The following is a 25,446-nucleotide window of genomic DNA, read 5'->3' on the forward strand; positions in this document are numbered from 1 at the left end:
ACATAGAAGTTTGTAACTTTTTATAAGTTTTCAGTAACGGTACAAAAGATGGGACATATTGTACAGCGTCTGGTCCGGAATGCCATCATGCAGGCAGTGAACCAGGCAATCCAGAAGAAGACACAGCAGGAAGCTGCAAAGCTTGGAAACGAATGGAAGGGAAGTTTTCACTGTCTGGTATCCGGGTATTACAGCGGGATGACCGTCAAATATCTGATGCTTCCATTTGCAATCTTCTGTATTCTGTGTGCGGCAGGAAGTGGAATTGCCGGAGGGCTGACCTACAGTATCTGGTTTATCGTGATCGCAGTGGTGTGCCTGGTTACGCGCAGTTATGGAATGAAAAAGATGCGTGTCATCATTTACTGGGACAATGGCATGGCGTTTTATGACAAGGATGGCAATGAACTCGTACAGCTGCCACGGACAGCCATCGATCAGATGACAGTGAAAAACAGTAAGATCACCATCCCATGGGAAGGGAAAGAGTATAAGATCATCAGAAACCCGTTGGATAACGAAAAAGAAGTACGGGAAATGCTCGATTTCTATGGAAAAGACAGATAAGGAGTGATAGAAAATGAATTTTCAGATCACAGAATATTGTCATCACATTTTAGAAGAATACATAGAAGAAGGAGATATCTGCATTGATGCCACCGCCGGAAACGGCGGTGACACGGAGTTTTTGTGCCAGAAAGTCGGAGAGACCGGAAATGTCTATGCTTTTGATGTGCAAGAGATGGCGATTTCTCACACTAGAGAACGCCTCGAAAGAGCGAACCTGTCGACAAGAGCCAAGCTGATCCACGATGGTCACGAGAAAATGCAGACCTATGTAAAAGAAGAAGTCAAAGCCATCACCTTCAACTTCGGCTACCTCCCCGGCAGTGACCACAAAATCGCAACCCATCCATCAACAAGCCTCGCCGCCATCGAGTCAGCCCTTAACCTGCTCAAAAAAGGTGGCATCATAAACCTCTGCATCTACAGCGGCGGCGACACCGGCTACGAAGAAAAAGAAGCCATTTTGAATTATGTCAAAGAATTAGACTCCAAAAAATGGCTCGTAATCGTAAACGCTTACTACAACCGCAAAAACGATCCCCCACTCCCAGTATTCATCTATAGACTGAAATAGTTTTTATTTCAGAAAACAGTAGTGGATCAACTGAATCAACAAAGCAGTTTTGCGCTTTTTATGTCTGTCGAAGAAAATCATACCGGAACAAATAAAGCCGTTTTTGCGGTTACCTGTTTGGCAAAAAACTTCGTACTGAGGCAACAGTCACAACCAGTAAAGTAGATCTGCCAAGACTGCAAAATAGAACGTTCCAATTCCATTCGAGGCAATGAAGATAAGACTCAAAAATTGTGGAAGCCATTGCTGACACAGTTTTCGCTCTCAGAGGCTTATCGGAATGGTTTGCCGAGTGGAATTGGAACGTTCTATTTTGCAGTCTTGGCCCACTAACTTTACAAGTAACACGAAAAAATACAAGAAAACCGCAAAAATCCACTCAAAATGTGGTATACTAACAGACAGTACCGCAAGAAAGCGGAATATGGAAGGATTTTTTATGGCAGAAGCAAAATTTAAAAGACCAGAACTGACAGACCAGGATCTCATCGATTCCTATTTCAAAAAGTACCCAAGCAGAAGCTGCGACCGTACTTTTGCAAATGTATATCTGTGGGCAAGGTTTTACGAAGTAGAATTTGCACAATATAACGATGTTCTCCTGTTCCGGGACAATAGTGCAGGATATGGCTATGCATTTCCGGCAGGTGAAGATGAGGACGTAAAATCCGCCATCGAAGATATTCTGGAATGGGAGAAAGAAAAAGGCGTTCCATTCTGTCTGTATGGGGTGACAAAAGAGAATTTCGCCAAGTTGGAAACATGGTTCCCGGGTAAATTCGACATCACCTATCACAGAGATGAGGCGGATTATGTCTATGAAAGTGAGAAACTTGCAACACTTTCCGGTAAAAAGCTGCACGGCAAGCGGAATCACGTCAACAAATTTAAAGCACTTCACGGAGATAACTGGAGTTACGAAACGATTACAGAGGATAATCTGGAAGGGTGTTTTCAGATGGCACTGAAATGGCGGAATCTGAATGGCTGTGAAAATGATGAAGAGAAGAATTCCGAGATGTGTGTAACACTCAATTCACTGCGCCTTTACAAAGAACTGAACCTGATCGGAGGTCTGCTCAGAGTTGGTGATGAGATTGTTGCATTTACGATTGGAGAAGCGGTAAATGACGATACCTTTGTGGTTCATATCGAAAAAGCTTATGCGGATATTGAAGGTGCATATACCATGATCAACCAGCAGTTCGTAGAGCATGAAATTGCCGGAAAATACAAATATACCAACCGGGAAGATGATGTTGGAGAAGAAGGATTAAGAAAGGCCAAGCTTTCCTACAAACCGGTATTTATGGTAGAAAAAGGTGTTGTGACATTAAAAGAAGACAGCGAAAAGGAGTGTGCAAAAGATGATATCTAAGAAGATGGAAAATATGGTGGCAAACAGCTCGGCGATTCGCGCCATGTTTGAAGAGGGAAATCGTCTTGCAAAAATTTACGGACCGGAAAATGTATTTGATTTCAGTCTCGGTAATCCAAATGTACCGGCACCGAAAGCCGTAAAGCAGGCGATTCTTGATATTTTGGATGAAGAAGATGAACTGGTGCTTCATGGATATACTAACAGCAATGCGGGATATGAAGATGTTCGCCAGGCTGTAGCTGAATCTCTGAATGAGCGTTTTGGTACTGCATTTGCAGCAAAAAATATTACGATGACAGTTGGCGCAGCAGGCGGACTGAATGTTATTTTAAAAGCACTGTTAAATCCGGGAGATGAAGTGATCACATTTGCACCGTACTTTGGAGAGTACAGAAGTTATGTCAATAATTTTGACGGTGTTCTGGTTGAAATCTCACCGAATACCGTAGATTTTCAGCCAAAGCTGGATGAATTTGAGGCAAAGATCACACCGAAGACAAAAGCAGTGATCGTTAATACACCGAATAATCCGACCGGTGTTGTCTATTCCGAAGAGACGATCAGGAAGATGGCAGAGATCATGGAGAAGAAGCAGAACGAATACGGAACAGAGATTTATCTTATCTCTGATGAGCCATACCGTGAACTTGCTTATGATGGTGTGGATGTACCGTATCTGACCAGGTATTATGCCAATACGATCGTAGGATATTCTTATAGTAAATCTCTTTCCCTGCCGGGAGAGCGAATCGGATATCTGGTGATTCCGGATGATGTAAAAGATTCAGAGACACTCATTGCAGCAGCAAATGTTGCAAACCGTATTCTTGGATTTGTCAATGCGCCAACCCTGCAGCAGAAGGTAGTTGCAAGATGTCTGCATGAGAAAACCGATATTTCATACTATAACAGAAACAGGGAGACTCTTTACCAGGGACTCATAGAATGTGGATTTGAATGTGTCAAACCGCAGGGTGCATTTTACCTGTTCATGAAGACTCCGATCAAGGATGAAAAGACATTTTGCCAGGAAGCAAAAAAATATAATCTGCTTCTAGTACCGGGAAGTTCTTTTGGATGTGCAGGATATGTCAGAATTGCATATTGTGTAGCTTATGAGACAATCGTAAATGCACTACCGAAATTCAAAGAGCTTGCAAAAGAATATCAGCTAGGATAAGACAAAAGCAAAAGATGTGACAGAAAGGTGAGAAAGCAAGATGAGAGAATTTGAGAAAAATATCCGAAAAGTAGAACCTTATGTTCCGGGTGAACAGCCACAGAAAAAAGTGATCAAACTGAATACCAATGAGAATCCGTACCCACCTGCACCGGGAGTTCTTGCGGCAATGAAAAAGCTGGAGGGTCATGTGGACAGTTTAAGGCTGTATCCGGATCCGACATCTGATACACTGGTCAGTGCACTGGCGGACTTTTATCATGTTGGAAAAGATCAGGTTTTTGTGGGAGTGGGATCTGACGATGTTCTCTCTATGTGTTTCCTTACCTTCTTTAACTCGGAAAAACCGGTTTTCTTTCCGGATATTACATATTCCTTCTACAAAGTATGGGCGGATCTTTACCGGATTCCATACGAATGCAAGAAGGTAGATGAAAACTTCCATATCATAAAAGAAGATTATTATCCGGAAAATGGTGGTGTGATTTTCCCGAATCCAAATGCACCGACATCCATCTATGAAGATCTGGAATTTGTGGAAGATATCATCAGACACAACCAGGATGTTATTGTGATTGTGGATGAGGCATATATTGATTTCGCAGGAGAGTCAGCACTTTCGCTTCTGGACAAATATGACAACCTGATCATTACGCAGACATTTTCAAAGGCAAGATCGATGGCTGGAATGCGTATTGGATATGCAATCGCAAGTCCGCTCCTGATCAAGTATTTAAACGATGCAAAATATTCGTTCAATTCTTATACTATGAACAAAACTTCTCTGGTATACGGAGCAGAAGCGGTAAAAGATAAAGAATATTTTGCTGAGACAACACGTAAAATTGTGGAGACAAGAGACTGGGCAGAAGAAGAATTCAAAAAGCTCGGCTTTGTATTTCCAAAACCAAGCGCAAACTTCATCTTTGTATCACATCCGGAATACGATGCAAAAGAACTCTTTGAAGCAATGAAAGCAAAAGGAATCTATGTGCGTTTCTGGGGAAGCGAGCGGATTGAGCAATATCTGCGTGTGACGATTGGTACGAGAGAAGAGATGGAAGCACTCTTTGCCTTCCTCCGTGAATATATGATGTAAGTGTTAAAAACATAAATTGCGTTTGTGCTTACACAAATAAGCAATTTATGCGTATTGACACGTCGAACACCGATTTAATAAGTAAAAAATAGGAGATTTGTATGACTGAAACTTTAGTACAGTGGTTTGTAACTCATCTGGGTGGCAAGGCTGCCAAAGAACTGATTATTTTTATTATTTCAATGATTCCGATTCTGGAGCTCAGGGGAGGAATCCTTGCGGCAGGTCCGGCGTTTTTAAATATCCCGACCTGGCGTGCAATCCCAATCTGTCTGGTCGGGAACCTGATCCCAATTCCGTTTATCCTGCTTCTGATCCGTCCGATTTTTGCATGGCTGCGCAAGACGCGCCTTTTCCGGCCGCTTGTAGAAAAGCTGGAGAAAAAAGCGATGAGCAAAAGTGATCGGATCAGCAGATATGAATTCTGGGGGCTGGTACTCTTCGTAGGAATCCCGCTTCCGGGAACCGGAGCCTGGACCGGAGCTCTTGTCGCATCCCTCCTTGGCATCGACTGGAAAAAAGCTTTCGGAGCAATCGTAGTCGGCGTATGCATGGCATCGGTGATCATGTATATCCTGTCTTACGTTGTGATCGGAGGAATCTTTGGATAAAAATGTGAAAGTTTTCTCTTTGAGAGAACACAGAATGGCTGTATACGAAAGTATATGGTCATTTTTGTTTGGCGAATGATAGAGGTTGAGTGAGCACCAGCCACAAAAGGAATCGTTCGGATTCAAGTTGCGCTAACCATTCCGATGAGCCTCTTAGGACGGGAAGCATGTTCAGCAAAGGCTTCCATGCTTCTTGAGTCTCATCTCCATAGCGCAAAATAGAATCCGAACGATTCCTTTTGTGGCTGGCGCTCTTTGAACTTTATCGAATAAAATGTGGTGATATTGGTAAGATAACAGCAATTCAGAACAAAGCAGGAGAAAACTTTGAGAAGGGATGAGGAGTCTGTTGTTTAATTGAAAACATTTGACTATCGGGCATTTATTGGAAAACATGTATTATTTTCGTTAAACATCGAACCAGAGTTGAAAGGGAGAATAACAATCGGAATGAATAAGTTCCTGTTCATTCGCTTTGCTACAAGCATTCAAAAATCAGGCTGACGGGAATACACTAGAAGGGCAGAAGGACCAAAAGAAACCGGATTAATTCACTTATTATGCAATGGAGATGAGACTCAAAAATCGTGGAAGCCTTTGCTGAACACGATTTTCGCCTTAAGAGGCTCATCGGAATGGTTTGCATAATGGAATTAGTCCGGTTTCTTTTGGCCCTTCTGCCAGCACAGCGCAAAGTATGGCAGCCGTCCCTTTGTTAATTATAGTAGAAAAGAGAATGAACTTACGAATAAATTCGAACTTTCAACGGAATCCCCATCTCGTCTGCGAGTTTCTGGGACGCATCGATTTCTTCCTGTGAAATGATGCTTACCACACTGAACTGCACAGATGAGAACAGTTTCTTCGCTTTCTCGGCAAATGCAAGCATATCTGGGAACGCATTTTCAAAACAAGGCTGTGTAACTTCCTGGTAACGTTCGGCAGTTGGCGCATTCAGGCTGATCGATACGGCATCGATATATTTTGCCATTTCTTCTGCGATCGGCTTTTTATTGAAGAGTTCGCCAAGTCCGTTGGTATTGACGCGAAGGAGAACTTCCGGATGTTTTTCTTTCATGTATTTTGCAGCAGCAATCAGATTATCGTAGGCACAGGTCGGTTCCCCGTAGCCGCAGAAGACGGCTTCCGGATAATTTGTAAAATCAAAAGCATCAATAGCTGCCTTGATCTCTTCGAAAGAAGGATTGTGGTCGTGCCAAAGTTCTGTTGCCTCTCCGATGGCTTCATGCTCGTTACGGATGCAGAAAATACATTTGCAAGTGCAGCGGTTGGTGATGTTAAAATATGCATTGTTTTTAAATGTGTAAATAATATCTGACATTATAATAAAATCTCCTCTTTGAAAGTCAGGCGGATATTCAAGAACCACCTGTCATTTGCGTATAATTAAATATTTGGCTAAATTCCAAATTTGTTTTTCATTGTACTCTTGAAACCGGCTTTGTCAAGAGTGGAACCAAGAATGATAAAGATCACAGCACTTCCGCCTGACTGGGCAAGGGTTCCTACAATCGAAGGAATCAGTGCACCCCAGGTTCCGAACAGGATTACATCTGTGATATAATATCCAATAAAGGAAATTACAGCGGCAACAACAACGCCGACACAGTTGTGTACATTCACGATCTTGTCCTTTTTACATGTGATCGGAAGGGAGATCAGCATCTTGATGATGAAGGTTGCAGGTGCATATACCGGAGCAGTCAGGATATCTGCCATGGCACCGCCGATTGCACCAGCAAACATGGCATATGGTGTTGGGAGAAATGCAGCGGCAAGATAGATCAGAGAATCTCCGATGTGTATATATCCGTCATTTACACCAAATGGAATATGGAAAATATAAGCAGTTGTCACACAGATCAGTGCTGCAAAAAGAGCTGTTGAAGTCAATCTGGAGACTTTCTGATGAGAAAGTGCATTTGCAGATGGTTCTGGATTGTTAATGGTTGTAGATGACATGATAGTTACCTCCTTGGGTTTTATTTATTTTGTAAATGTCAGTCAAGCAGCATAGAAAGATGGGATTCAAAATTGATTCCATCATTGCGCGGAATCTGGTCGGCAACGGTGTCAATCAGAGATCTTTCGATAAACCGGCATGCTTTTTCCACGCCTGCAGCTGCACTTTTTCCCTGTACCATCGAAGCACATACGACAGCGGAGAGCAGGTCACCGGTGCCAGAATAGCTTCCTCCGTGAATTCCAGAGGAAATGACGCTTATCTGGTCGTTCTCGAGAACCAGATTGTAATATTTTACGGTATCATCAGAAGGAGCCTGATAAAGAATACCGGTGACGATGATCGTCTGGATCTGCGTTTCTTTCAAAGGAGCGGCAATCCGGGCAATCCGGTCCAGATAATCCGGTTCGTCCTTATACTTGGTAAGCCCTACAAAATCAGAGTGTGTTAAAAGACACAGCTCGGTAAGATTTGGCGTGATCACATCGGCATGGGATACAAGCTTCTGCATCTGCTGTTGGAGTCTGGGAGTGAAAATGTCATATTTGACACCGGAATCTCCCATGACCGGATCGACAAAGAGCAGAGTGGAAGGGGTTCTGAACTTCTCACAGAAATTCAGGATTTTTTCCGCCTGATCTGCGCTGCCGAGATATCCGGTACTGATCGCATCCAGGGTAAGACCACGTTTTTGCCATTCTTCTGTGTAATGATCGATCTTGTCGGTAAAGTCCGTACAGTAATAGCTGTCGTAGCCGGTCTGATTGGTTAAAATTGCCGTTGGCAGAGGACAGGCCTGCACACCCATGACGGAAAGAACCGGGATCGCAGCTGTCAGAGAGCATTTACCAAGACCGGACAGATCATTGATAACAGCGACTCGTTTTATCATTGAAGTATCCTTTCCGAAATACAAAGTGAAAAATTCTTGCATTTCTTATGTGTTTTATATAGAATAAAATAAAAGTGTCATTTGTAAAATATACAAAAAGAAATATTTTTTAGAGGTCAGTTATGAGAGTGGAATTACAGAATGAGGAACACTGCCGGTATCTGAGAGTGTATCATTATTACAGGAATCTGATTCTATCCGGGCAGATGAAGTCAGAGACAAAACTTCCATCGATCCGTAAAGGTGCAAGCGAGCTGCAGATGAGCCGGACGACGATGGAGAATGCGTATATGCTTCTGGCAGCAGAAGGTTATATTGTGTCCAGACCGCAGAGTGGATATTATGTGACGGATATTGCCGAAAAGCAGGAAGAGGGCAGAAAGATTGCAAGCCGGCATGTAAGGAAGCAGGAGAATCCGGTTGTCTATGATTTTGCAACATCAAATGTAGATAAAGAGAGTTTCCGGTTTGAATTATGGCGGAGATATATGAAGAGCGCAATGCGTCAGGATGAGAGACTGCTTTCTTATGGAGAACCGCAGGGGGAACAGGAATTCAGGGAAGTACTGTCTGAATATATTCAGAAGACCAGAAGTGTGATCTGCAGCCCGGATCAGATCGTGATCGGTGCCGGTATACAGAGTCTTCTGCATATTCTGTGCCCACTGAATCATAAAAAGAGAACCGTATTTTTCAGGGACAGTGAGTTTGTACAGGGAATGACGGTTTTTGAAGATCATAACTACCGGATTGCAGGAAGTGCGGAAGAAGAGATTGGAATGTATTACGTGTCACCATCACAGATGACAAGATTTGGTGGGGTGATGCCGATCCAGGAAAGACTGGAACTGGTCGGACGCGCCGAGAAAGAGCATTTTCTGATCATTGAAGATGACTATAACAGTGAGTTCAAATATTTTCAGAAACCGGTTCCGTCCCTGCAGGGACTTTCGGGAGGAAGAAATGTCATTTATCTGGGAACATTTTCCAAAATGCTGCTTCCGTCTATCAGGATCAGTTATATGATACTGCCGCCGGAACTGATGGAAACTTACGAAAAAAGAAAAAATAATTACAATCAGACTGCATCCAAGGCCGAGCAGATCGCACTGACACAGTTTATCCGTGACGGACATCTGGCGAGTCAGGTCCGTAAATCCAGGAAGATCCATCTGGCAAAGGCGGAAAAGCTTGCGGACAGTGCAAAAAAGATTTTAGGAAAAGATGTGGATGTACAGGTTGGTGCTGCAGGATTTATGGTACAGTTGACCTTTGCGGAGGACTGCGATGCAGAAAAGATTGCAGAAAAAGCAAAAAAGAAAGGAATGACATTTCTTGAAGTGGAGAAGAACAGGATGTTACTCACCTGTGCAGGTGTTTCTGCTGAAAAGTATGAGGATGCTATGAAACTGCTCAGAGAATGTACAGAGAAGAGGATGAATTAGATGGAATTTTCACATGAACTGGTTCTGCCGAATGAAGATCTGCCATTCCGGATGTTTTTATTTGAAGGAAAAGACGGAAATTATGTCAGGGAAAAGCACTGGCACCGGTCGATCGAGATGTTTGTTGTACTGGAAGGAAAGCTGGATTTTTATATCAATGAAGAAGATATCCATTTAGATGAAAAATCATTTGTGATTGTGAATTCTAATGAGCTGCATTCGATTTCGGCACCGTTTCCGAATAAGACGATCGTACTGCAGATGCCGCTTCAGACATTTGAACGGTATTATACGGATGAGCAGTTTATCTGTTTTACCCACAGCGAACGCGTACAGGATGAACAACTGGTTGAACTGGTTGAAAAGATGTATGTGACGTATCAGAAGAAGAAAACCGGGTATGAATTAAAGGTACAGAGCTATTTTTATATGCTGGTCTATCTGATGGTGACAAAATACAGGAAGGTTGATGTCAGTGCGGAGATCGTGCGGGATCACAAGAACAGGAACCGACTTTCTACGATCACGAATTATATCAAGGATAATTATCAGAAAGATCTCTCGCTGGAAGGGCTGGCACAGATCTTCGGGTATTCGCCGACCTATCTGTCACGGATGTTTCGCAAATATGCAGAAATCAACTATAAAGAATATATTCAGGGAATCCGTCTGGAATATGCCTACCGGGAACTGATAAGCAGTGATACGATGGTTGAGGAAATTGCAGAACATAGTGGATTTGCGGACGGAAGAGCATTTGCCAAAGCATTCCGGAAAAAATATGGAGTAAGACCAAGTGATTTCCGTAAAATGAGAAAGGAAGATGAAAAGTTATAAAGAAAACTGGAAGAAGATATACCAGGGAGCCAAAGATGCCGGGAAAGGAGACCAGATCCTGATCGAGAATTTTGGTGAGACACTGTCGGGTGAATATTCGACAGAAGAATTGATGGAAATGGCAATTGCGGACAGGGTAGATGGGATTATTGTACAGGTGAGTGATGAAGAAGCGGTTTCCACACAGATTGACAAGGCAGAAGAACAGAATATTCCGGTGATCACGATCCGCAGTGATGCGCCGGTCAGTAAAAGGGTATCAAGTGTACTTTATCGCTTATGCAAACATGGGACTTCTTGCAGCCGTTATCTTCGATGTAGAATCTAAAAAACGTTCTAAATAATAAAAAATAACGTAAGGACAAGAAAGTGCAGTTAACAGGCTAAGTTTTCGGTAGCGGATACCGACTTAGCCTGTTAGAATATAAGACAGAAAGAAGGTAGAAGAAATGAAAATCAAAAAAGTAACAGATCCAGAATTCAGCAGATACGGACGTGTGATCGATGGCTATGATTTTTCAAAGCTGATCAAAGCAATGGAACACACCCCTCTTCCGGAGGATGTTATCTATGAACCATCTATTGAAGAACTGGAAGCAACCGATGTGGCAATCGATCTGAAGATGAGAATTTACGGAGAACTTCCGATCCAGATCGGATATTGCAACGGACATAACAGTAAGCTAAATGCACTGGAATATCACAGAAGTTCAGAAGTGAATGTCGCAGTTACAGATATCATTCTGCTTCTGGGGGCAGAGCAGGATATCGAACCGGATTTTACATACGACACATCAAAAGTAGAGGCATTCCTTATTCCGACAGGAACTGGAATCGAAGTATACGGAACAACCCTTCACTATGCACCTTGCGGAGTAGATGGAAATGGATTTAAGGCAGTAGTAGTTCTTCCAAAGGGAACCAATACAGATCTGATGACCTGCCATACCAAATCATTTGATGACAAGCTTCTTACCGCAAAGAACAAATGGCTGATCGCACATGAAGAAGCAGGAATCGAAGGCGCTGTGTGCGGACTTAAAGGTGAGAATATCGACATCGCAAAATAGAACAGACAGATTCATATTTTAGGAGGAAAAAACAATGAATAACATGCCAGAACTGAAAATCGGAGTTGTTGCAGTAAGCCGTGACTGCTTCCCGGAAAGCCTTTCTGTATCAAGAAGAGAAGCACTTATGAAAGCTTACAAAGAAAAATACGGAGAAGAACATATTTACGAATGTCCGATCTGTATCGTAGAAAGTGAGATCCATATGGTACAGGCTCTGGAAGATATCAAGAAAGTCGGATGTAATGCACTGGTTGTATATCTTGGAAACTTCGGACCGGAAATCTCAGAGACTCTGCTTGCAAAACACTTTGATGGACCAAAGATGTTCGTTGCAGCAGCAGAAGAAAGTGGCAACAACCTGATCCAGGGACGTGGAGATGCATATTGCGGTATGTTAAATGCAAGCTACAACTTAAAGCTTCGTAATATTAAAGCATATATTCCGGAATATCCGGTTGGAACAGCAGAAGAATGCGCAGATATGATCCATGAATTTGAACCGATCGCAAGAGCAGTCATCGGACTTAACAATTTGAAGATCATCAGCTTTGGACCAAGACCGCTGAATTTCCTTGCATGTAATGCACCGATCCAACAACTTTACAATATCGGCGTAGAGATTGAAGAAAACTCAGAACTTGACCTGTTTGAAGCATTTAACAAACATGCCGGAGATGAAAGAATTCCGGCAATTGTAAAAGAGATGGAAGAAGAACTTGGAGCCGGTAACAAGAAACCGGAAATCCTTTCAAAACTTGCTCAGTATGAACTGACACTTAAAGACTGGGTAGAAGAACACAGAGGATACCGCAAATATGTTGCAATCGCCGGAAAATGCTGGCCTGCATTCCAGACACAGTTCGGATTTGTACCATGCTATGTCAACAGCCGTCTTACAGCACAGGGAATTCCGGTATCCTGTGAAGTAGATATCTATGGAGCACTCAGCGAATTCATCGGAACAGTTGTAAGTGAAGACACTGTAACACTCCTTGATATTAACAACTCTGTACCGGCCGACCTTTATGAAGAAGACATTAAGGGCAAATTCGATTACACACTGAAAGATACATTCATGGGATTCCACTGTGGAAATACTGCATCATCCAAACTTTCATTCTGCGAAATGAAATACCAGATGATCATGGCAAGATCTCTTCCGATCGAAGTAACACAGGGAACACTTGAAGGAGATATCAAACCTGGAGATATCACATTCTTCCGTCTGCAGAGCACATCAGACAATGTACTGAGAGCTTACATTGCACACGGTGAAGTCCTTCCGGTAGCAACACGTTCCTTCGGATCAATCGGAATCTTCGCAATTCCGGAAATGGGCAGATTCTATCGTCATGTACTGATCGAAAAGAACTTCCCGCATCACGGAGCCGTAGCATTCGGACATTACGGAAAAGCACTTTACGAAGTATTCAAATACATCGGAGTACCGGTAGACGAAATCGGCTACAACCAGCCAAAAGGTGTACGTTACCCAACAGAAAATCCTTGGGGCTAATTAAAACTATACACAATCATATAAGGGGCGGCTGAATGAACCCGCCCCTTTATAGTACAAAGAAACACGAATTAAAAACAGGATTTATGTTTCAAGCAGGCGGTTCAATGTCTTGAGGACCAGATTATAGAAAATAAATATGGCAGATTCCATTTGAGGCAATGAAGATGAGACTCAGAAATTGTGGAAGCCATTGCTGACACAATTTCCGCCCTAAGAGGCTCATCGGAATGCTTTGCCGATTGGAAGATGCAATATTTATTTTCTATAATCTGGTCACAATCCCTCGAATCCGTCAGGTTGATACAAAAACCCTAACAAGGAGGTACATCATGCTCTATATAGGCGTAGACCTTGGAACATCCGCAGTAAAACTTCTGTTAATGGATGAAAAAGGCGACATCAAAAAAATTGTTTCAAAAGAATACCCATTATACTTTCCACATCCGGGCTGGTCAGAACAGCATCCGGAAGACTGGTTTACCCAGTCCGTAGAAGGCATCAAAGAACTGACTTCTGAGTGTGATAAGAGCCAGGTTGCAGGAATCAGCTTTGGTGGACAGATGCACGGACTGGTCATTCTGGATAAAGACGACCAGGTCATCCGCCCGGCAATTCTCTGGAACGATGGACGTACCACAGAAGAGACGGATTATCTGAATAACGAGATTGGAAAAGAAACGCTTTCTAAATACACAGCAAACATTGCATTTACTGGATTTACCGCTCCGAAGATCCTGTGGGTAAAGAAAAATGAGCCGGAGAATTTTGCAAAGATCACAAAGATTATGCTTCCAAAAGATTATCTGGCATACTGCCTGTCAGGAAGCTTCTGCTCTGATTATTCGGATGCATCCGGCATGCTTCTGATGGATGTAGAACACAAATGCTGGTCCAAAGAAATGATGGACATCTGCGGCGTAACAGAAGAACAGCTTCCGAAACTTTATGAAAGTTACGAAGTCGTAGGAAGTCTGAAGCCGGAAGTAGCAGCAGAACTCGGACTTTCTGAAAATGTAAAAATTATTGCAGGAGCAGGCGATAATGCAGCGGCAGCTGTCGGAACAGGAACAGTTGGTGACGGAAGATGTAACATTTCCCTTGGAACATCCGGAACCATCTTTATTTCCAGTGCAAACTTCGGCGTAGATAAGAACAATGCCCTGCATTCTTTTGCACATGCAGACGGTCATTATCATCTGATGGGATGCATGTTAAGTGCTGCTTCCTGCAATAAATGGTGGGCAGAAGAGATTCTTCACACGGATGATTTTGCAGCAGAGCAGAAAGATATTACAAAGTTAGGTGAGAACCATGTGTTCTATCTTCCATATCTGATGGGAGAGCGTTCACCGCACAATGATCCATATGCAAGAGCTACCTTTACCGGTATGACGATGGATACCACAAGAGCAGATATGATGCAGGCAGTACTGGAAGGAGTTGTATTTGCACTCCGTGATTCCCTTGAAGTTGCAAAAAGCCTTGGAATCAAGATTGAACGTACCAAGATCTGCGGTGGTGGAGCAAAGAGTCCTCTTTGGAGAAAGATGATCGCCAATATCATGAACCTGAAAGTGGATATCATCGAGAGCGAAGAAGGACCGGCGCTTGGAGGTGCAATCCTTGCAGCAGTCGGATGCGGCGAATACGAAAGCGTAGAAGCAGCAGCTGACAAGCTGGTTAAGATTGTAGATACTGTAGAACCGGAAGCAGAACTGGTTGAAAAATATGAAAAGAGATACCAGGAGTTCAGTCAGATTTATCCGGCACTCAAACCGGTATTTCCGCATATTCAGTAATTGAATATAAGATTTTTATGGCGTCAGTCACATTGAATCTTCTTCTTTGCAGTCCCCGTTGACAGTGAAAGTTAAAACCCGTATAATGAATTATAAGATTGACATGATGTGGAGGGCTTAATTCTATGATTATTGCAAAGAATGATGAAGATAAAAGAAGCCGTGTGTGGAACTATGTGACAGGAATTACGACCGTTCTGATCATTATCGTGGCTGGATATTTCATTTACCAGGGATTTTTCGGAAATCCGCTGGAAGGAAAGTGGAAGCATGATGAGAGTGATATGATACTGGAAGTAGATGACCATAATGAAGCAGAGCTTGACTGGAAGAAGCTGATCGATGGTAAGGATGTGGATGTGGAACTTGGATATACACTGGATATCAAGGCAAAGCAGATTACATTTACTGTAAAGCAGGAAGAGCTGGATGAGACAGCGAAAGAACTTGGTGATAATGTAACTGCATCAGAAGTAGAGCAGGCGATCAATTCTGTACTCACTACATTCAATTACAGTGTGGACGGAACCGAGCTTACACTTACCGAGTGGGATTATGGGGACCAGATGATTTTTGAAAAAGCAGACAAATAAAGAGAACCCTCTCTCTGTGGGCACGAAAGTCCGCAGGCAGAGGGTTTTGTGTGAGAACAGGAGGTTAAAAGCAGATGACAAGGAAGGAGACAAAAGTAATAAATATCGGAGGAAGAAAGATCGGTGGAGGCAATCCGGTAGCAATCCAGTCCATGACAAATACAAAGACAGAGAACGTGGAATCTACAGTTGCACAGATTCTTGCTCTGGAAAAGGCAGGATGCGAGATTATCCGCTGTGCAGTTCCGAATATGGAAGCAGCACAGGCTTTACAAGAGATTAAGAAACAGATCCATATTCCACTGGTTGCAGATATACATTTTGATTATCGTCTTGCGATCGCTGCAATTGAAAACGGTGCAGATAAAATCCGTATCAATCCGGGGAATATCGGAAGTGAGGACAGAGTCCGTGCGGTTGTGGAGAAAGCAAAAGAATACGAGATTCCGATCCGTGTCGGGGTGAACAGTGGTTCGCTGGAGAAGAACCTTCTGGAAAAATATGGTGGCGTGACTGCAGAGGGAATCGTGGAAAGTGCACTTGACAAGGTACACATGATTGAGAACATGGGCTATGACAATCTGGTGGTCAGTATTAAGTCTTCAGATGTCATGATGTGTGTAAAAGCGCATGAGCTGATCGCAAAGAAATGCCCGTATCCGTTGCATGTGGGAATCACTGAGTCCGGGACGCTGCTTTCAGGCAATATTAAATCTTCAGTAGGACTTGGAATCATCCTTTATCAGGGAATCGGAGATACGATTCGTGTATCGCTGACAGGGGATCCATTAGAAGAGATCAAGAGTGCAAAACTGATCCTGAAAGCACTGGGACTTAGAAAAGGAGGAATTGAAGTTGTATCCTGCCCGACCTGTGGACGTACCAAGATTGATCTGATCGGACTTGCCAATAAAGTAGAGACGATGGTTGCTGAATATCCACTTGATATCAAGGTTGCAGTGATGGGATGCGTGGTAAATGGTCCTGGAGAAGCAAGAGAGGCTGATCTTGGAATCGCAGGGGGAATTGGGGAAGGACTTCTGATCAAAAAAGGAGAGATCATCCGCAAGGTAAAAGAGGATGAACTTTTAGATGCACTTCGTAATGAACTGGAATATTGGGGCGAATAGAAGATGACAAAGCTATTTTTTGATGTGTTTCCAACATTGAATATCGATAACGACAGCCATATGTTGTTTGAAAAGGTGGAGGTGACGAAAATCACCTCCACTTCAGCCAGAAATCATATCAAGGTTTATATTTACAGTACCCATCTGATCCCGAAGAAAACGGTATGTTATGTGGAGAACCAGATTGAGGAACAGCTGTTTTCACAGGGAAATATTCCGGTGACGATCATCGAGGAATACCGGCTTTCCGAGCAGTATACGCCGGAGAACCTGATGCATGCCTACAAGGAGAGTATTCTTTTTGAGCTGGAGCAGAAAAGTGTGCTGGAGAAAAATATGTTCCAGAAGGCAAAGTGCCGCTTCGAAGGGGAGCGTACTATGTGTCTGACTATGGCGGACACGATTGTTGCAGAGGGAAAGACCAGCGAGATCACCAGCTATCTGAAGGACGTCTTTGAGAACCGTTTCCACGTGCCGGTGGATGTAGAAATTGATTATGAAGAAGTAGGAGAGAGCAAATACAAGAAATTCAATGAAATGCAGCTTCAACAGGAAGTAGATGCGATCAGGGAAAGGAATCAGAAGCTGCAGGCACAGCATGCCACGGAAGAGGTGGCAAAAGCAAAAGAAACGGAAGGCGTATCAAAGAAGAAAGCGGAAAAAGCAGAAGATGCCGCTAAAGAAGCAGATGCATCAAGTACGCAGAATAAACAGGAACAGAAGAAACCGGAGACTCCGAAAAAGCAGGAATTTGCAGGAAAGTCCAGTGGGTTCAAAAGTGGCAAGGGAAGCTTTGTGCGTCGGGATTATCCGCTCAAGCGCTCCGATGACCCGAACGTAATTTATGGACGGGACTTTGACGATATGCCGATCGAGCTGAAGACAGTTACCGGAGAGATGGGTGAGATTACTTTCCGGGGACAGGTGATCAGCTTTGATACCCGTGAGATCCGGAACGAAAAGACAATCGTCATGTTTGCCGTGACCGACTTTACCGACACGATCATGGTCAAGATGTTTACACGCAATGACCAGCTCCCGGATCTGCTTGCGGAGATTAAAAAAGGTGTATTTCTGAAAATCAAAGGAGTTACGACGATTGATAAATTTGATGGAGAGCTGACCATTGGTTCTGTAACCGGAATCCGCAAAACTTCGGATTTCCGTGTAACAAGAAAAGACAAGTATCCGGAAAAACGCGTGGAGCTTCACTGCCATACCAAGATGAGCGATATGGATGGTGTTTCCGAGGCAAAAGATCTGGTAAAGCGAGCACATGACTGGGGGCACCCGGCGATTGCAATCACCGATCATGGTGTGGTGCAGGGGTTTACCGATGCCAATCATGTGATCGAGGATCTGGATAAGGATGATCCATTTAAAGTTATTTATGGAGTGGAAGGATATCTGGTAGATGATCTGACTAAGATCGCAGAGAACGAAAAGGGACAGGACCTGGAAGGCACTTACGTGGTATTCGATATCGAGACAACCGGTTTTTCCGCTGTGACTGACCGGATCATCGAGATTGGCGCGGTAAAAGTGGAAGACGGGAAGATCACAGATAAGTTCAGTACCTTTGTCAATCCGAAACGTCCGATCCCGTTCCGTATCACGGAACTTACCGGCATCACCGATGAGATGGTCATCGATTCGCCGGATATTGAGACGATCTTGCCGCAGTTTATAGAATTTATTGGCGATGCGGTTCTGGTGGCGCATAATGCTTCTTTTGATGTGGGATTTATCGAGCAGAACTGCAAAAGGCAGAAGATTGAGGCTGATTTTACTTATGTAGATACCGTTGCACTTGCCCGTGTCCTTCTTCCGGCACTGAACCGTTTCAAGCTGGATACCGTTGCAAAAGCTTTAAATATTTCCCTGGAGAATCATCACCGCGCAGTTGATGATGCAGGTTGCACGGCAGAAATCTTTGTGAAATTTGTGCAGATGCTCAAAGAACGGGAACTGACAACGCTTGCAAAAGTTAATGAATTTGGGGATCTGAACCCGGATTCTATTAAAAAGCTTCCGACTTATCATGTCATTATTCTTGCAAGAAATGACATTGGTCGTGTGAATTTGTATCAGCTTGTTTCAGCATCCCATCTGGTTTACTATAACCGCAGACCCCGTATCCCGAAAAGTGTGTTAAATGAGCACCGGGAAGGTCTGATCGTGGGAAGTGCCTGCGAAGCCGGAGAGCTTTACCGTGCACTTCTGGATGGAAAGCCGGATGAGACGATCGCGAAGATCGTGGATTTTTATGACTATCTGGAAATCCAGCCGCTTGGAAACAATGCATTTATGGTAGAGAGTGACAAAGTAACTTCGGTCAATTCTATGGAAGATATCATGGATCTGAACCGGAAGATCGTGCATCTTGGGGAGCAGTTCCACAAACCGGTCGTGGGAACCTGTGACGTACATTTCATGGATCCGGAAGATGAGGTATACCGCCGGATCATCATGGCAGGAAAAGGATTTGGAGATGCCGATAAGCAGGCACCACTATACCTTCGTACAACGGAGGAAATGCTGGATGAATTTGCCTACCTTGGTTCGGAAAAAGCGTATGAAGTTGTGATCAGGAACACCAATTTGATCGCGGATATGATCGAGAAGATTTCTCCGGTCCGCCCGGATAAGTGTCCTCCGGTTATTGAGAATTCCGACCAGATGCTGCGAGATATCTGTTATAATAAAGCCCATTCTATGTACGGGGATCCCCTTCCGGAGATCGTACATGAACGACTGGAAAGAGAACTGAATTCCATCATTTCCAATGGATTTGCGGTTATGTATATCATTGCGCAGAAGCTGGTATGGAAATCCAACGAGGATGGTTACCTGGTAGGATCCCGTGGTTCGGTAGGATCTTCATTCGTTGCAACTATGGCAGGAATTACGGAGGTCAATCCTCTGGTTCCACATTACTATTGCAGCAATTGTCACTATAGTGATTTTGATTCGGAAGAAGTGAAAAAATATGTGGGTGGCTGTGGACACGATATGCCGGATAAGAACTGTCCGGTCTGTGGACAGAAGCTGGTCAAAGACGGATTTGACATTCCATTTGAGACTTTCCTTGGATTCAAGGGAAACAAAGAGCCGGATATCGACCTGAACTTCTCCGGAGATTACCAGAGTAAAGCGCATAAGTATACGGAGGTTATTTTCGGAAAAGGTCAGACCTTCCGTGCCGGAACCATTGCCGCACTTGCAGAAAAGACGGCTTATGGATATGTGAAGAATTATTATGAGGAGCGTGGTGACCGTAAGCGAAACTGCGAGATCGATCGTATCGTAGCTGGCTGTACCGGAATCCGCCGAAGTACCGGACAGCATCCGGGGGGAATCGTAGTTCTTCCGCATGGAGAGGACATTAACTCTTTCACTCCAATCCAGCATCCGGCAAATGATATGACGACCGATATTATCACCACTCATTTTGATTATCATTCCATCGACCACAACCTTTTGAAACTGGATATTCTCGGACACGATGATCCGACCATGATCAAAACGCTGGAAGAGCTGATCAATTCCAATGCGATGGACAATAAATACGATGGAGTGAATAATGTATTTAAAGCGACTGATATTCCATTGGATGATCCGGGTGTAATGGGACTTTTTGCAGGAACAGAGGTGCTCGGTATCACACCGGAGGACATTGACGGATGTCCGCTTGGTTGTCTGGGAGTCCCGGAGTTTGGTACAGATTTTGTTATCCAGATGGTAATTGATACCAAGCCAAAGACACTTTCGGACCTGATCCGTATTTCAGGTCTGTCTCATGGAACAGATGTGTGGCTGAACAATGCACAGACCCTGATTGAAGAAGGAAAGGCAACCATTTCCACGGCAATCTGTACCCGTGATGATATCATGACTTATCTGATCAACAAAGGTGTTGAAAGTGAAGAATCCTTCACAATCATGGAACGTGTGCGTAAAGGAACCGTCGCAAAAGGAAAATGTAAAGAGTGGTCACAGTTTAAAAAAGATATGCTGGAGCATGACGTGCCGGAATGGTATATCTGGTCCTGTGAGCGGATCAAATACATGTTCCCGAAAGCCCATGCTGCAGCTTATGTCATGATGGCATACCGGATTGCCTACTGCAAGATCAATTATCCGCTTGCCTATTATGCGGCATACTTCGGAATCCGTGCATCTGCATTCTCTTACGAACTGATGGGACAGGGAAAAGAAAAACTTCTCTACCATATGAAAGAATATAAAAGAAAAGCAGAACTCAATCAGCTCAGTAAAAAAGATCAGGATACCTTAAAAGATATGAAAAATGTACTGGAAATGTATGCCAGAGGATTTGATTTTTTACCGATCGATATCTACAAATCCAAAGCATCCAAGTTCCAGATCGTCGGCGACAAGCTCCTTCCACCGTTCAACACCATTGACGGCATGGGCGATAAAGCCGCCGAGGCTATGGAAATTGCCGCTAAAGACGGACCATACCTCTCTAAAGACGATTTCCGTCAGAGAACAAAAGTCAGCAAGACATTGGTTGACTTGATGGCAGATATGGGTTTGCTGGGCGACCTTCCGGAGACCAATCAGTTATCCCTGTTTGATTTTGCCTAAATAAAAAGTCAAAGTACTTAAAGATAAGTTATCATTCAATATAACTTAAAAAAGTGCTTTGGCTTTTTTGCATATAAGAGAAAAGTATAAATTTGCATTTGGTTAGGTTAAACAAAGCCTTTTGCTGCATTTTGCCAGTAACGTAGAAGCCAGAGTTCCGTTCCGACTATATCCATTTCCAATTCCGTTGAGTGCAATAGAGATGAAACACAAGTCGGAACTCTGGCACCACCGATTCCACACCCATAAAAATGCACAAAATGATCACTATTTTTTTGGTAGTTATTTATGGCTGAAAATGATTGACTTTGACTGAAAAAGGCGATATATTAGAGCTAAAGATGAACGAAAAAGAAAGCAAATGATTGAAAATGACTGAAATATAAAATACAATTGAATAAATCAGTCATAACCAGTCGAAATGGAGGTGAGATAAGTGCTTGCAGAAGAAAGATTCAGTGAAATTCTGAAATTAGTGAATGAACACAAGACAATCACTGTTCAGGAACTGACCGAGCTTCTGGATATGTCAGAGTCAACGATACGAAGAGATCTGACAACACTTCATAAAAAAGGAAAGCTGATCAAGGTACATGGTGGTGCAACCGCAGTCAATATGGCGCAGTACACCAGAGATGAATCTGTTGCAGTCAGACAGGATCTGAACATTGATGAAAAGGTGCAGATCGGAAAGTATGCATCATCTCTGATTGAAAAAGATGATTTCGTCTATATCGATGCCGGAACGACCACGGATTTCCTGATTGATTTCCTGACAGAGCAGGACGCTGTGTATGTGACAAACGGAATCATGCATGCGAAGAAGCTGACACAGAAAGGATGTATAGTTTATCTGATCGGTGGGGAATTAAAAGAAGCAACGCTGGCACTGGTCGGAGAGGAAGCAATGAAAACCCTGGGAAGATACCATTTCACAAAAGGATTCTTCGGAACCAATGGGATTCATATAGAGAGTGGATGCACCACACCAGATATCCGGGAGGCTGCGATCAAAGAGATGGCGATCTTAAGAAGCGCAAAGGCTTACATCCTTGCAGATTCAACCAAATTCGGTCAGGTAGCACCGGTAACATTTTCAGAACTGGATGCAGTGGACATCATTACAACAAAGCTTAAGGATGCTACATTTAACAAATATAAAAATATTGTGGAGGTTGCAAAATAATGATTTACACAGTGACATTTAACCCGTCTTTGGACTATGTGGTACAGGCAGATCAGCTGATCCCGGGAGAGATCAACCGGACAACAAGCGAACATATCTATCCGGGAGGAAAAGGAAACAACGTATCTGTGATCCTTTCCAATCTGGGACTTAAGAGCAAAGCGCTTGGATTCAAGGCAGGATTTACCGGAGATGTACTGGAAAAGATGCTGGAAGAGTTCGGATGTGAGACAGATTTTATCCCGTTAAAAGAAGGTAATAGCCGAATCAATGTAAAGATCAATGCAGGAACTGAGACTGAGATCAACGGACAGGGACCGGTTATCACAGAAGAAGCAATCCAGGCATTATATGAAAAGCTGGATAAGCTGGAAGAAGGCGATGTACTGATCCTTGCAGGAAGTATTCCGAATACTCTGCCGGAAGATATTTATGAGAGAATCCTGGAGAGACTTTCCGAAAAAGAAATCCGTTTTGTAGTGGATGCAACCAAGGATCTTCTTTTAAAAGTTATGAAATATCATCCGTTCCTGATCAAACCGAACAACCATGAGTTAGGTGAGATGTTTAACGTAGAACTGAAGAGAAAAGAAGACATCATCATTCATGCGAAGAAGTTACAGGCACTTGGAGCACAGCATGTACTGGTATCCATGGCAGGTGACGGAGCGATCCTTGTGACAAAGGATGGAAAAGTCTATGAGACCATGCCTCCGAAAGGAAAGGTTGTCAATTCTGTTGGCGCAGGTGATTCTATGGTGGCAGGATTTATTACCGGATATCTGAATACAAAAGATATGGAAAAAGCATTTCGCCTGGGTGTGGCGGCAGGAAGCGCTTCGGCATTCTGTTCGTGGCTTGCTACAAGAGATGAGATTGTTGCACTTCTTGGAGAACCGGCAGAAGTGTACCATATATAAAATCAAATGGGAGGAATGACAAGATGAAGATTACAGACTTACTCAAAAAGCAAAGTATTTGCCTCGATGGCAAGGCAGATTCCAAAGAGCAGGTCATCCGTGAAATGGTCGATCTGATGGCAGAAGGCGGGAACATCAATGACATTGACACCTATCGTGAAACCGTCTTTAAACGAGAAGAAGAAGGAACTACAGGAATTGGTGAAGGCATTGCAATCCCGCATGGCAAGACTGAAGCGGTAAGCGCACCGGGACTTGCAGCCATGGTACTTCCGGAGGGTGTAGATTACGATTCTCTGGACGGAGAACCGGCATACCTTATTTTCCTGATCGCAGCACCGAATACAGAGGACAATGTACATCTGGAAGTACTCAGTCGTCTGTCCATGCTTCTGATGGATGAGGATTTCAGAAACAAGCTGCTTCATGCAAAGGATGTTGATGAATTTCTTGCTTATGTTGATGCAGCCGAGAAAGAAAAATTCCCGGAAGAAGCAGAAGAAAAAGCAGAAGCTCCGGCGGATGCATCTGCAAAACCGTATCAGATCCTCGCAGTTACCGCATGCCCGACCGGTATCGCCCATACTTACATGGCGGCGGAAGGTCTGGAAAAGAAAGCGAAAGAAATGGGAGTTACCATCAAGGTAGAAACAAACGGATCTGGTGGTGCCAAGAACGTACTGACACCGGAAGAAATCGCTGCCTGTGACTGTATCATCATTGCAGCCGACAAGGATGTCGCAATGGCAAGATTTGACGGCAAGCCGCTGATCAGTACAAAGGTATCTGACGGAATCAACAAAGCACAGGAGCTGATCGAACGTGCCTTGAGTGGAAATGCTCCAGTTTATCACAGCAAGGGTGGAGCAACAGAAGAGGGTGGTGCGTCATCTGACGGAGATACCATCGGACGCAAGATTTATAAAAGCCTGATGAATGGAGTATCCCATATGCTTCCGTTCGTAATCGGCGGTGGAATCCTGATCGCACTTTCTTTTCTGGTTGACGGTGCAAATGCAGGTACAGCAGCATTTGGTAGTGGAACTCCACTTGCAAAATTCTTCAACACCGTTGGAAATACAGCGTTTGGGATGATGTTCCCGATCCTTGCCGGTTATATTGCAATGGCAATTGGTGACAGACCGGCATTGATGCCTGGTATTGTAGGCGGACTTCTTGCAAAAGCCGGAACTTCTGTATTCCTTGCAGAAGACGCATGGATTTCATCCGGATTCTTCGGTGCACTGATCGCCGGATTTGCAGCAGGATACCTGATGATCGGATTGAAGAAATTGTTTGACAAGCTTCCGAAAACTCTGGAAGGGACAAAACCGGTTCTTCTGTATCCATTCTTTGGGATTCTGATCATGGCAGCATTTATGATCTTTATCGTAAACCCACCGGTTGGAGCATTTAACACCTGGCTGAATAATGTCCTTTCCGGAATGGGAGAATCCAGCAAGATGCTTCTGGGAGCGGTTCTTGCAGGTATGATGTCCATTGATTTTGGCGGACCGTTCAACAAAGCGGCATATGTATTTGGAACGGCATCCATCGCAAGTGGACAGTTTGATATTATGGCATCTGTTATGATCGGAGGTATGGTTCCACCGATCGCAATCGCACTTGCCACCACATTTTTTAAAAACCGTTTCACAAAGAGTGAACAGCAGACAAGTATCACAAACTACATCATGGGACTTTCTTTTATCACAGAAGGAGCCATTCCATTTGCAGCATCTGATCCGCTTCGAATCATTCCGCCATGTATAGTTGGTTCTGCAATAGCAGGCGCATTATCCATGATGTTTGGATGCGGATCAAGAGCTCCGCATGGAGGAATTTTTGTCATCGGAATTATTGACAATCCATTGATGTTTTTGATAGCATTGGTTGTAGGAGCTGTCGTAGCAATGGCGGGAATTGTATTACTCAAAAAGCCATTGAAAGCAGAGTAGTAACTTATTAATTTTCTAAATATTTTTTAAAGAACAGGAGTGTTGAATCATGAAAGAATTTAAGTATGTAGTAACAGATGCACAGGG

Annotated in this window: 21 protein-coding genes; 18 read left to right on the top strand and 3 right to left on the bottom strand. The window is 43.6% G+C overall.

Annotated elements, in window-relative coordinates; all coding sequences use genetic code 11:
• Positions 1-48 precede the first annotated feature (48 nt).
• The 6 genes from PG766_RS15055 (at position 49) to PG766_RS15080 (ending at position 5,412) form a co-directional block, all read left to right on the top strand.
• Entirely contained in the window at positions 49-567 is a 519-nt protein-coding gene (locus PG766_RS15055; protein WP_118199659.1) for a hypothetical protein, read from the top strand.
• Positions 568-580: 13 nt separating this feature from the next.
• On the top strand, positions 581-1,141 hold the full coding sequence (locus tag PG766_RS15060; RefSeq protein ID WP_117559380.1) for a tRNA (mnm(5)s(2)U34)-methyltransferase: 561 nt from the start codon (positions 581-583) through the stop codon (positions 1,139-1,141).
• Between the two features lie 439 nt (positions 1,142-1,580).
• Positions 1,581-2,519: a DUF2156 domain-containing protein gene (locus tag PG766_RS15065; RefSeq protein ID WP_118199670.1), complete on the top strand. Its 939-nt coding sequence runs from the start codon at positions 1,581-1,583 to the stop codon at positions 2,517-2,519.
• Positions 2,509-3,702 (top strand): pyridoxal phosphate-dependent aminotransferase, encoded by a 1,194-nt coding sequence (locus tag PG766_RS15070; protein WP_008369542.1) that lies wholly within the window; start codon positions 2,509-2,511, stop codon positions 3,700-3,702. Before PG766_RS15065 ends, PG766_RS15070 begins: the two co-directional genes overlap by 11 nt.
• Before the next feature lie 40 nt (positions 3,703-3,742).
• Positions 3,743-4,801: a histidinol-phosphate transaminase gene (gene hisC / locus PG766_RS15075; protein WP_117836274.1), complete on the top strand. Its 1,059-nt coding sequence runs from the start codon at positions 3,743-3,745 to the stop codon at positions 4,799-4,801.
• A gap of 101 nt (positions 4,802-4,902) precedes the next feature.
• On the top strand, positions 4,903-5,412 hold the full coding sequence (locus PG766_RS15080; RefSeq protein ID WP_022220948.1) for a COG2426 family protein: 510 nt from the start codon (positions 4,903-4,905) through the stop codon (positions 5,410-5,412).
• 742 nt (positions 5,413-6,154) lie between these two features.
• Here the strand turns inward: PG766_RS15080 and PG766_RS15085 are convergent.
• The 3 genes from PG766_RS15085 to PG766_RS15095 all read right to left on the bottom strand — a co-directional run bounded on the left by PG766_RS15085 (position 6,155) and on the right by PG766_RS15095 (position 8,288).
• Entirely contained in the window at positions 6,155-6,754 is a 600-nt protein-coding gene (locus PG766_RS15085) for a TIGR04100 family radical SAM protein (protein ID WP_055247848.1), read from the bottom strand.
• Between the two features lie 77 nt (positions 6,755-6,831).
• Positions 6,832-7,395 (bottom strand): TIGR04002 family protein, encoded by a 564-nt coding sequence (locus PG766_RS15090; protein ID WP_118199660.1) that lies wholly within the window; start codon positions 7,393-7,395, stop codon positions 6,832-6,834.
• A 38-nt stretch (positions 7,396-7,433) separates the two neighbouring features.
• Positions 7,434-8,288, bottom strand: a complete 855-nt coding sequence (locus PG766_RS15095; RefSeq protein ID WP_243014546.1) for a pyridoxamine kinase — start codon at positions 8,286-8,288, stop codon at positions 7,434-7,436.
• Positions 8,289-8,410: 122 nt separating this feature from the next.
• On the opposite strand from PG766_RS15095, the gene pdxR reads away from it, so the two are divergent.
• The 12 genes from pdxR (at position 8,411) to PG766_RS15155 (ending at position 25,359) form a co-directional block, all read left to right on the top strand.
• Positions 8,411-9,733, top strand: coding sequence for a MocR-like pyridoxine biosynthesis transcription factor PdxR (gene pdxR, locus PG766_RS15100; RefSeq protein ID WP_118199661.1), 1,323 nt, complete (start codon positions 8,411-8,413; stop codon positions 9,731-9,733).
• Positions 9,734-10,570, top strand: a complete 837-nt coding sequence (locus tag PG766_RS15105; protein WP_118199662.1) for an AraC family transcriptional regulator — start codon at positions 9,734-9,736, stop codon at positions 10,568-10,570. It begins immediately after the preceding gene.
• Positions 10,557-10,898 carry a substrate-binding domain-containing protein gene (locus PG766_RS15110; RefSeq protein ID WP_118199663.1) on the top strand — a complete coding sequence of 114 codons (342 nt, stop codon included), beginning with the start codon at positions 10,557-10,559 and terminating at the stop codon, positions 10,896-10,898. The genes PG766_RS15105 and PG766_RS15110 overlap by 14 nt, the downstream gene beginning before the upstream one ends.
• Positions 10,899-11,019: 121 nt before the next feature.
• Positions 11,020-11,640 carry a DUF4867 family protein gene (locus PG766_RS15115; RefSeq protein ID WP_118199664.1) on the top strand — a complete coding sequence of 207 codons (621 nt, stop codon included), beginning with the start codon at positions 11,020-11,022 and terminating at the stop codon, positions 11,638-11,640.
• 34 nt (positions 11,641-11,674) lie between these two features.
• Complete coding sequence (locus tag PG766_RS15120) at positions 11,675-13,159, top strand: L-fucose/L-arabinose isomerase family protein (RefSeq protein ID WP_118199665.1); 1,485 nt, start codon at positions 11,675-11,677, stop codon at positions 13,157-13,159.
• Between the two features lie 332 nt (positions 13,160-13,491).
• Positions 13,492-14,961 carry a xylulokinase gene (xylB, locus tag PG766_RS15125; protein WP_118199666.1) on the top strand — a complete coding sequence of 490 codons (1,470 nt, stop codon included), beginning with the start codon at positions 13,492-13,494 and terminating at the stop codon, positions 14,959-14,961.
• Between the two features lie 125 nt (positions 14,962-15,086).
• Positions 15,087-15,554, top strand: coding sequence for a hypothetical protein (locus PG766_RS15130; RefSeq protein ID WP_117559359.1), 468 nt, complete (start codon positions 15,087-15,089; stop codon positions 15,552-15,554).
• Positions 15,555-15,628: 74 nt separating this feature from the next.
• Positions 15,629-16,684, top strand: a complete 1,056-nt coding sequence (gene ispG / locus PG766_RS15135; RefSeq protein ID WP_118199667.1) for a flavodoxin-dependent (E)-4-hydroxy-3-methylbut-2-enyl-diphosphate synthase — start codon at positions 15,629-15,631, stop codon at positions 16,682-16,684.
• A gap of 3 nt (positions 16,685-16,687) precedes the next feature.
• Positions 16,688-21,295, top strand: coding sequence for a PolC-type DNA polymerase III (locus PG766_RS15140; RefSeq protein WP_118199668.1), 4,608 nt, complete (start codon positions 16,688-16,690; stop codon positions 21,293-21,295).
• Positions 21,296-21,731: 436 nt separating this feature from the next.
• Positions 21,732-22,481, top strand: coding sequence for a DeoR/GlpR family DNA-binding transcription regulator (locus tag PG766_RS15145; RefSeq protein ID WP_008369518.1), 750 nt, complete (start codon positions 21,732-21,734; stop codon positions 22,479-22,481).
• Positions 22,481-23,401, top strand: coding sequence for a 1-phosphofructokinase (pfkB, locus tag PG766_RS15150; protein WP_117559351.1), 921 nt, complete (start codon positions 22,481-22,483; stop codon positions 23,399-23,401). Before PG766_RS15145 ends, pfkB begins: the two co-directional genes overlap by 1 nt.
• Positions 23,402-23,424: 23 nt before the next feature.
• On the top strand, positions 23,425-25,359 hold the full coding sequence (locus tag PG766_RS15155) for a PTS fructose transporter subunit IIABC (protein ID WP_117559349.1): 1,935 nt from the start codon (positions 23,425-23,427) through the stop codon (positions 25,357-25,359).
• The last annotated feature ends 87 nt before the right edge of the window (positions 25,360-25,446 follow it).

The organism is Coprococcus sp. LG101-27 (assembly GCF_027695515.1).
GTDB classification, from domain to species: domain Bacteria; phylum Bacillota; class Clostridia; order Lachnospirales; family Lachnospiraceae; genus Allocoprococcus; species Allocoprococcus comes.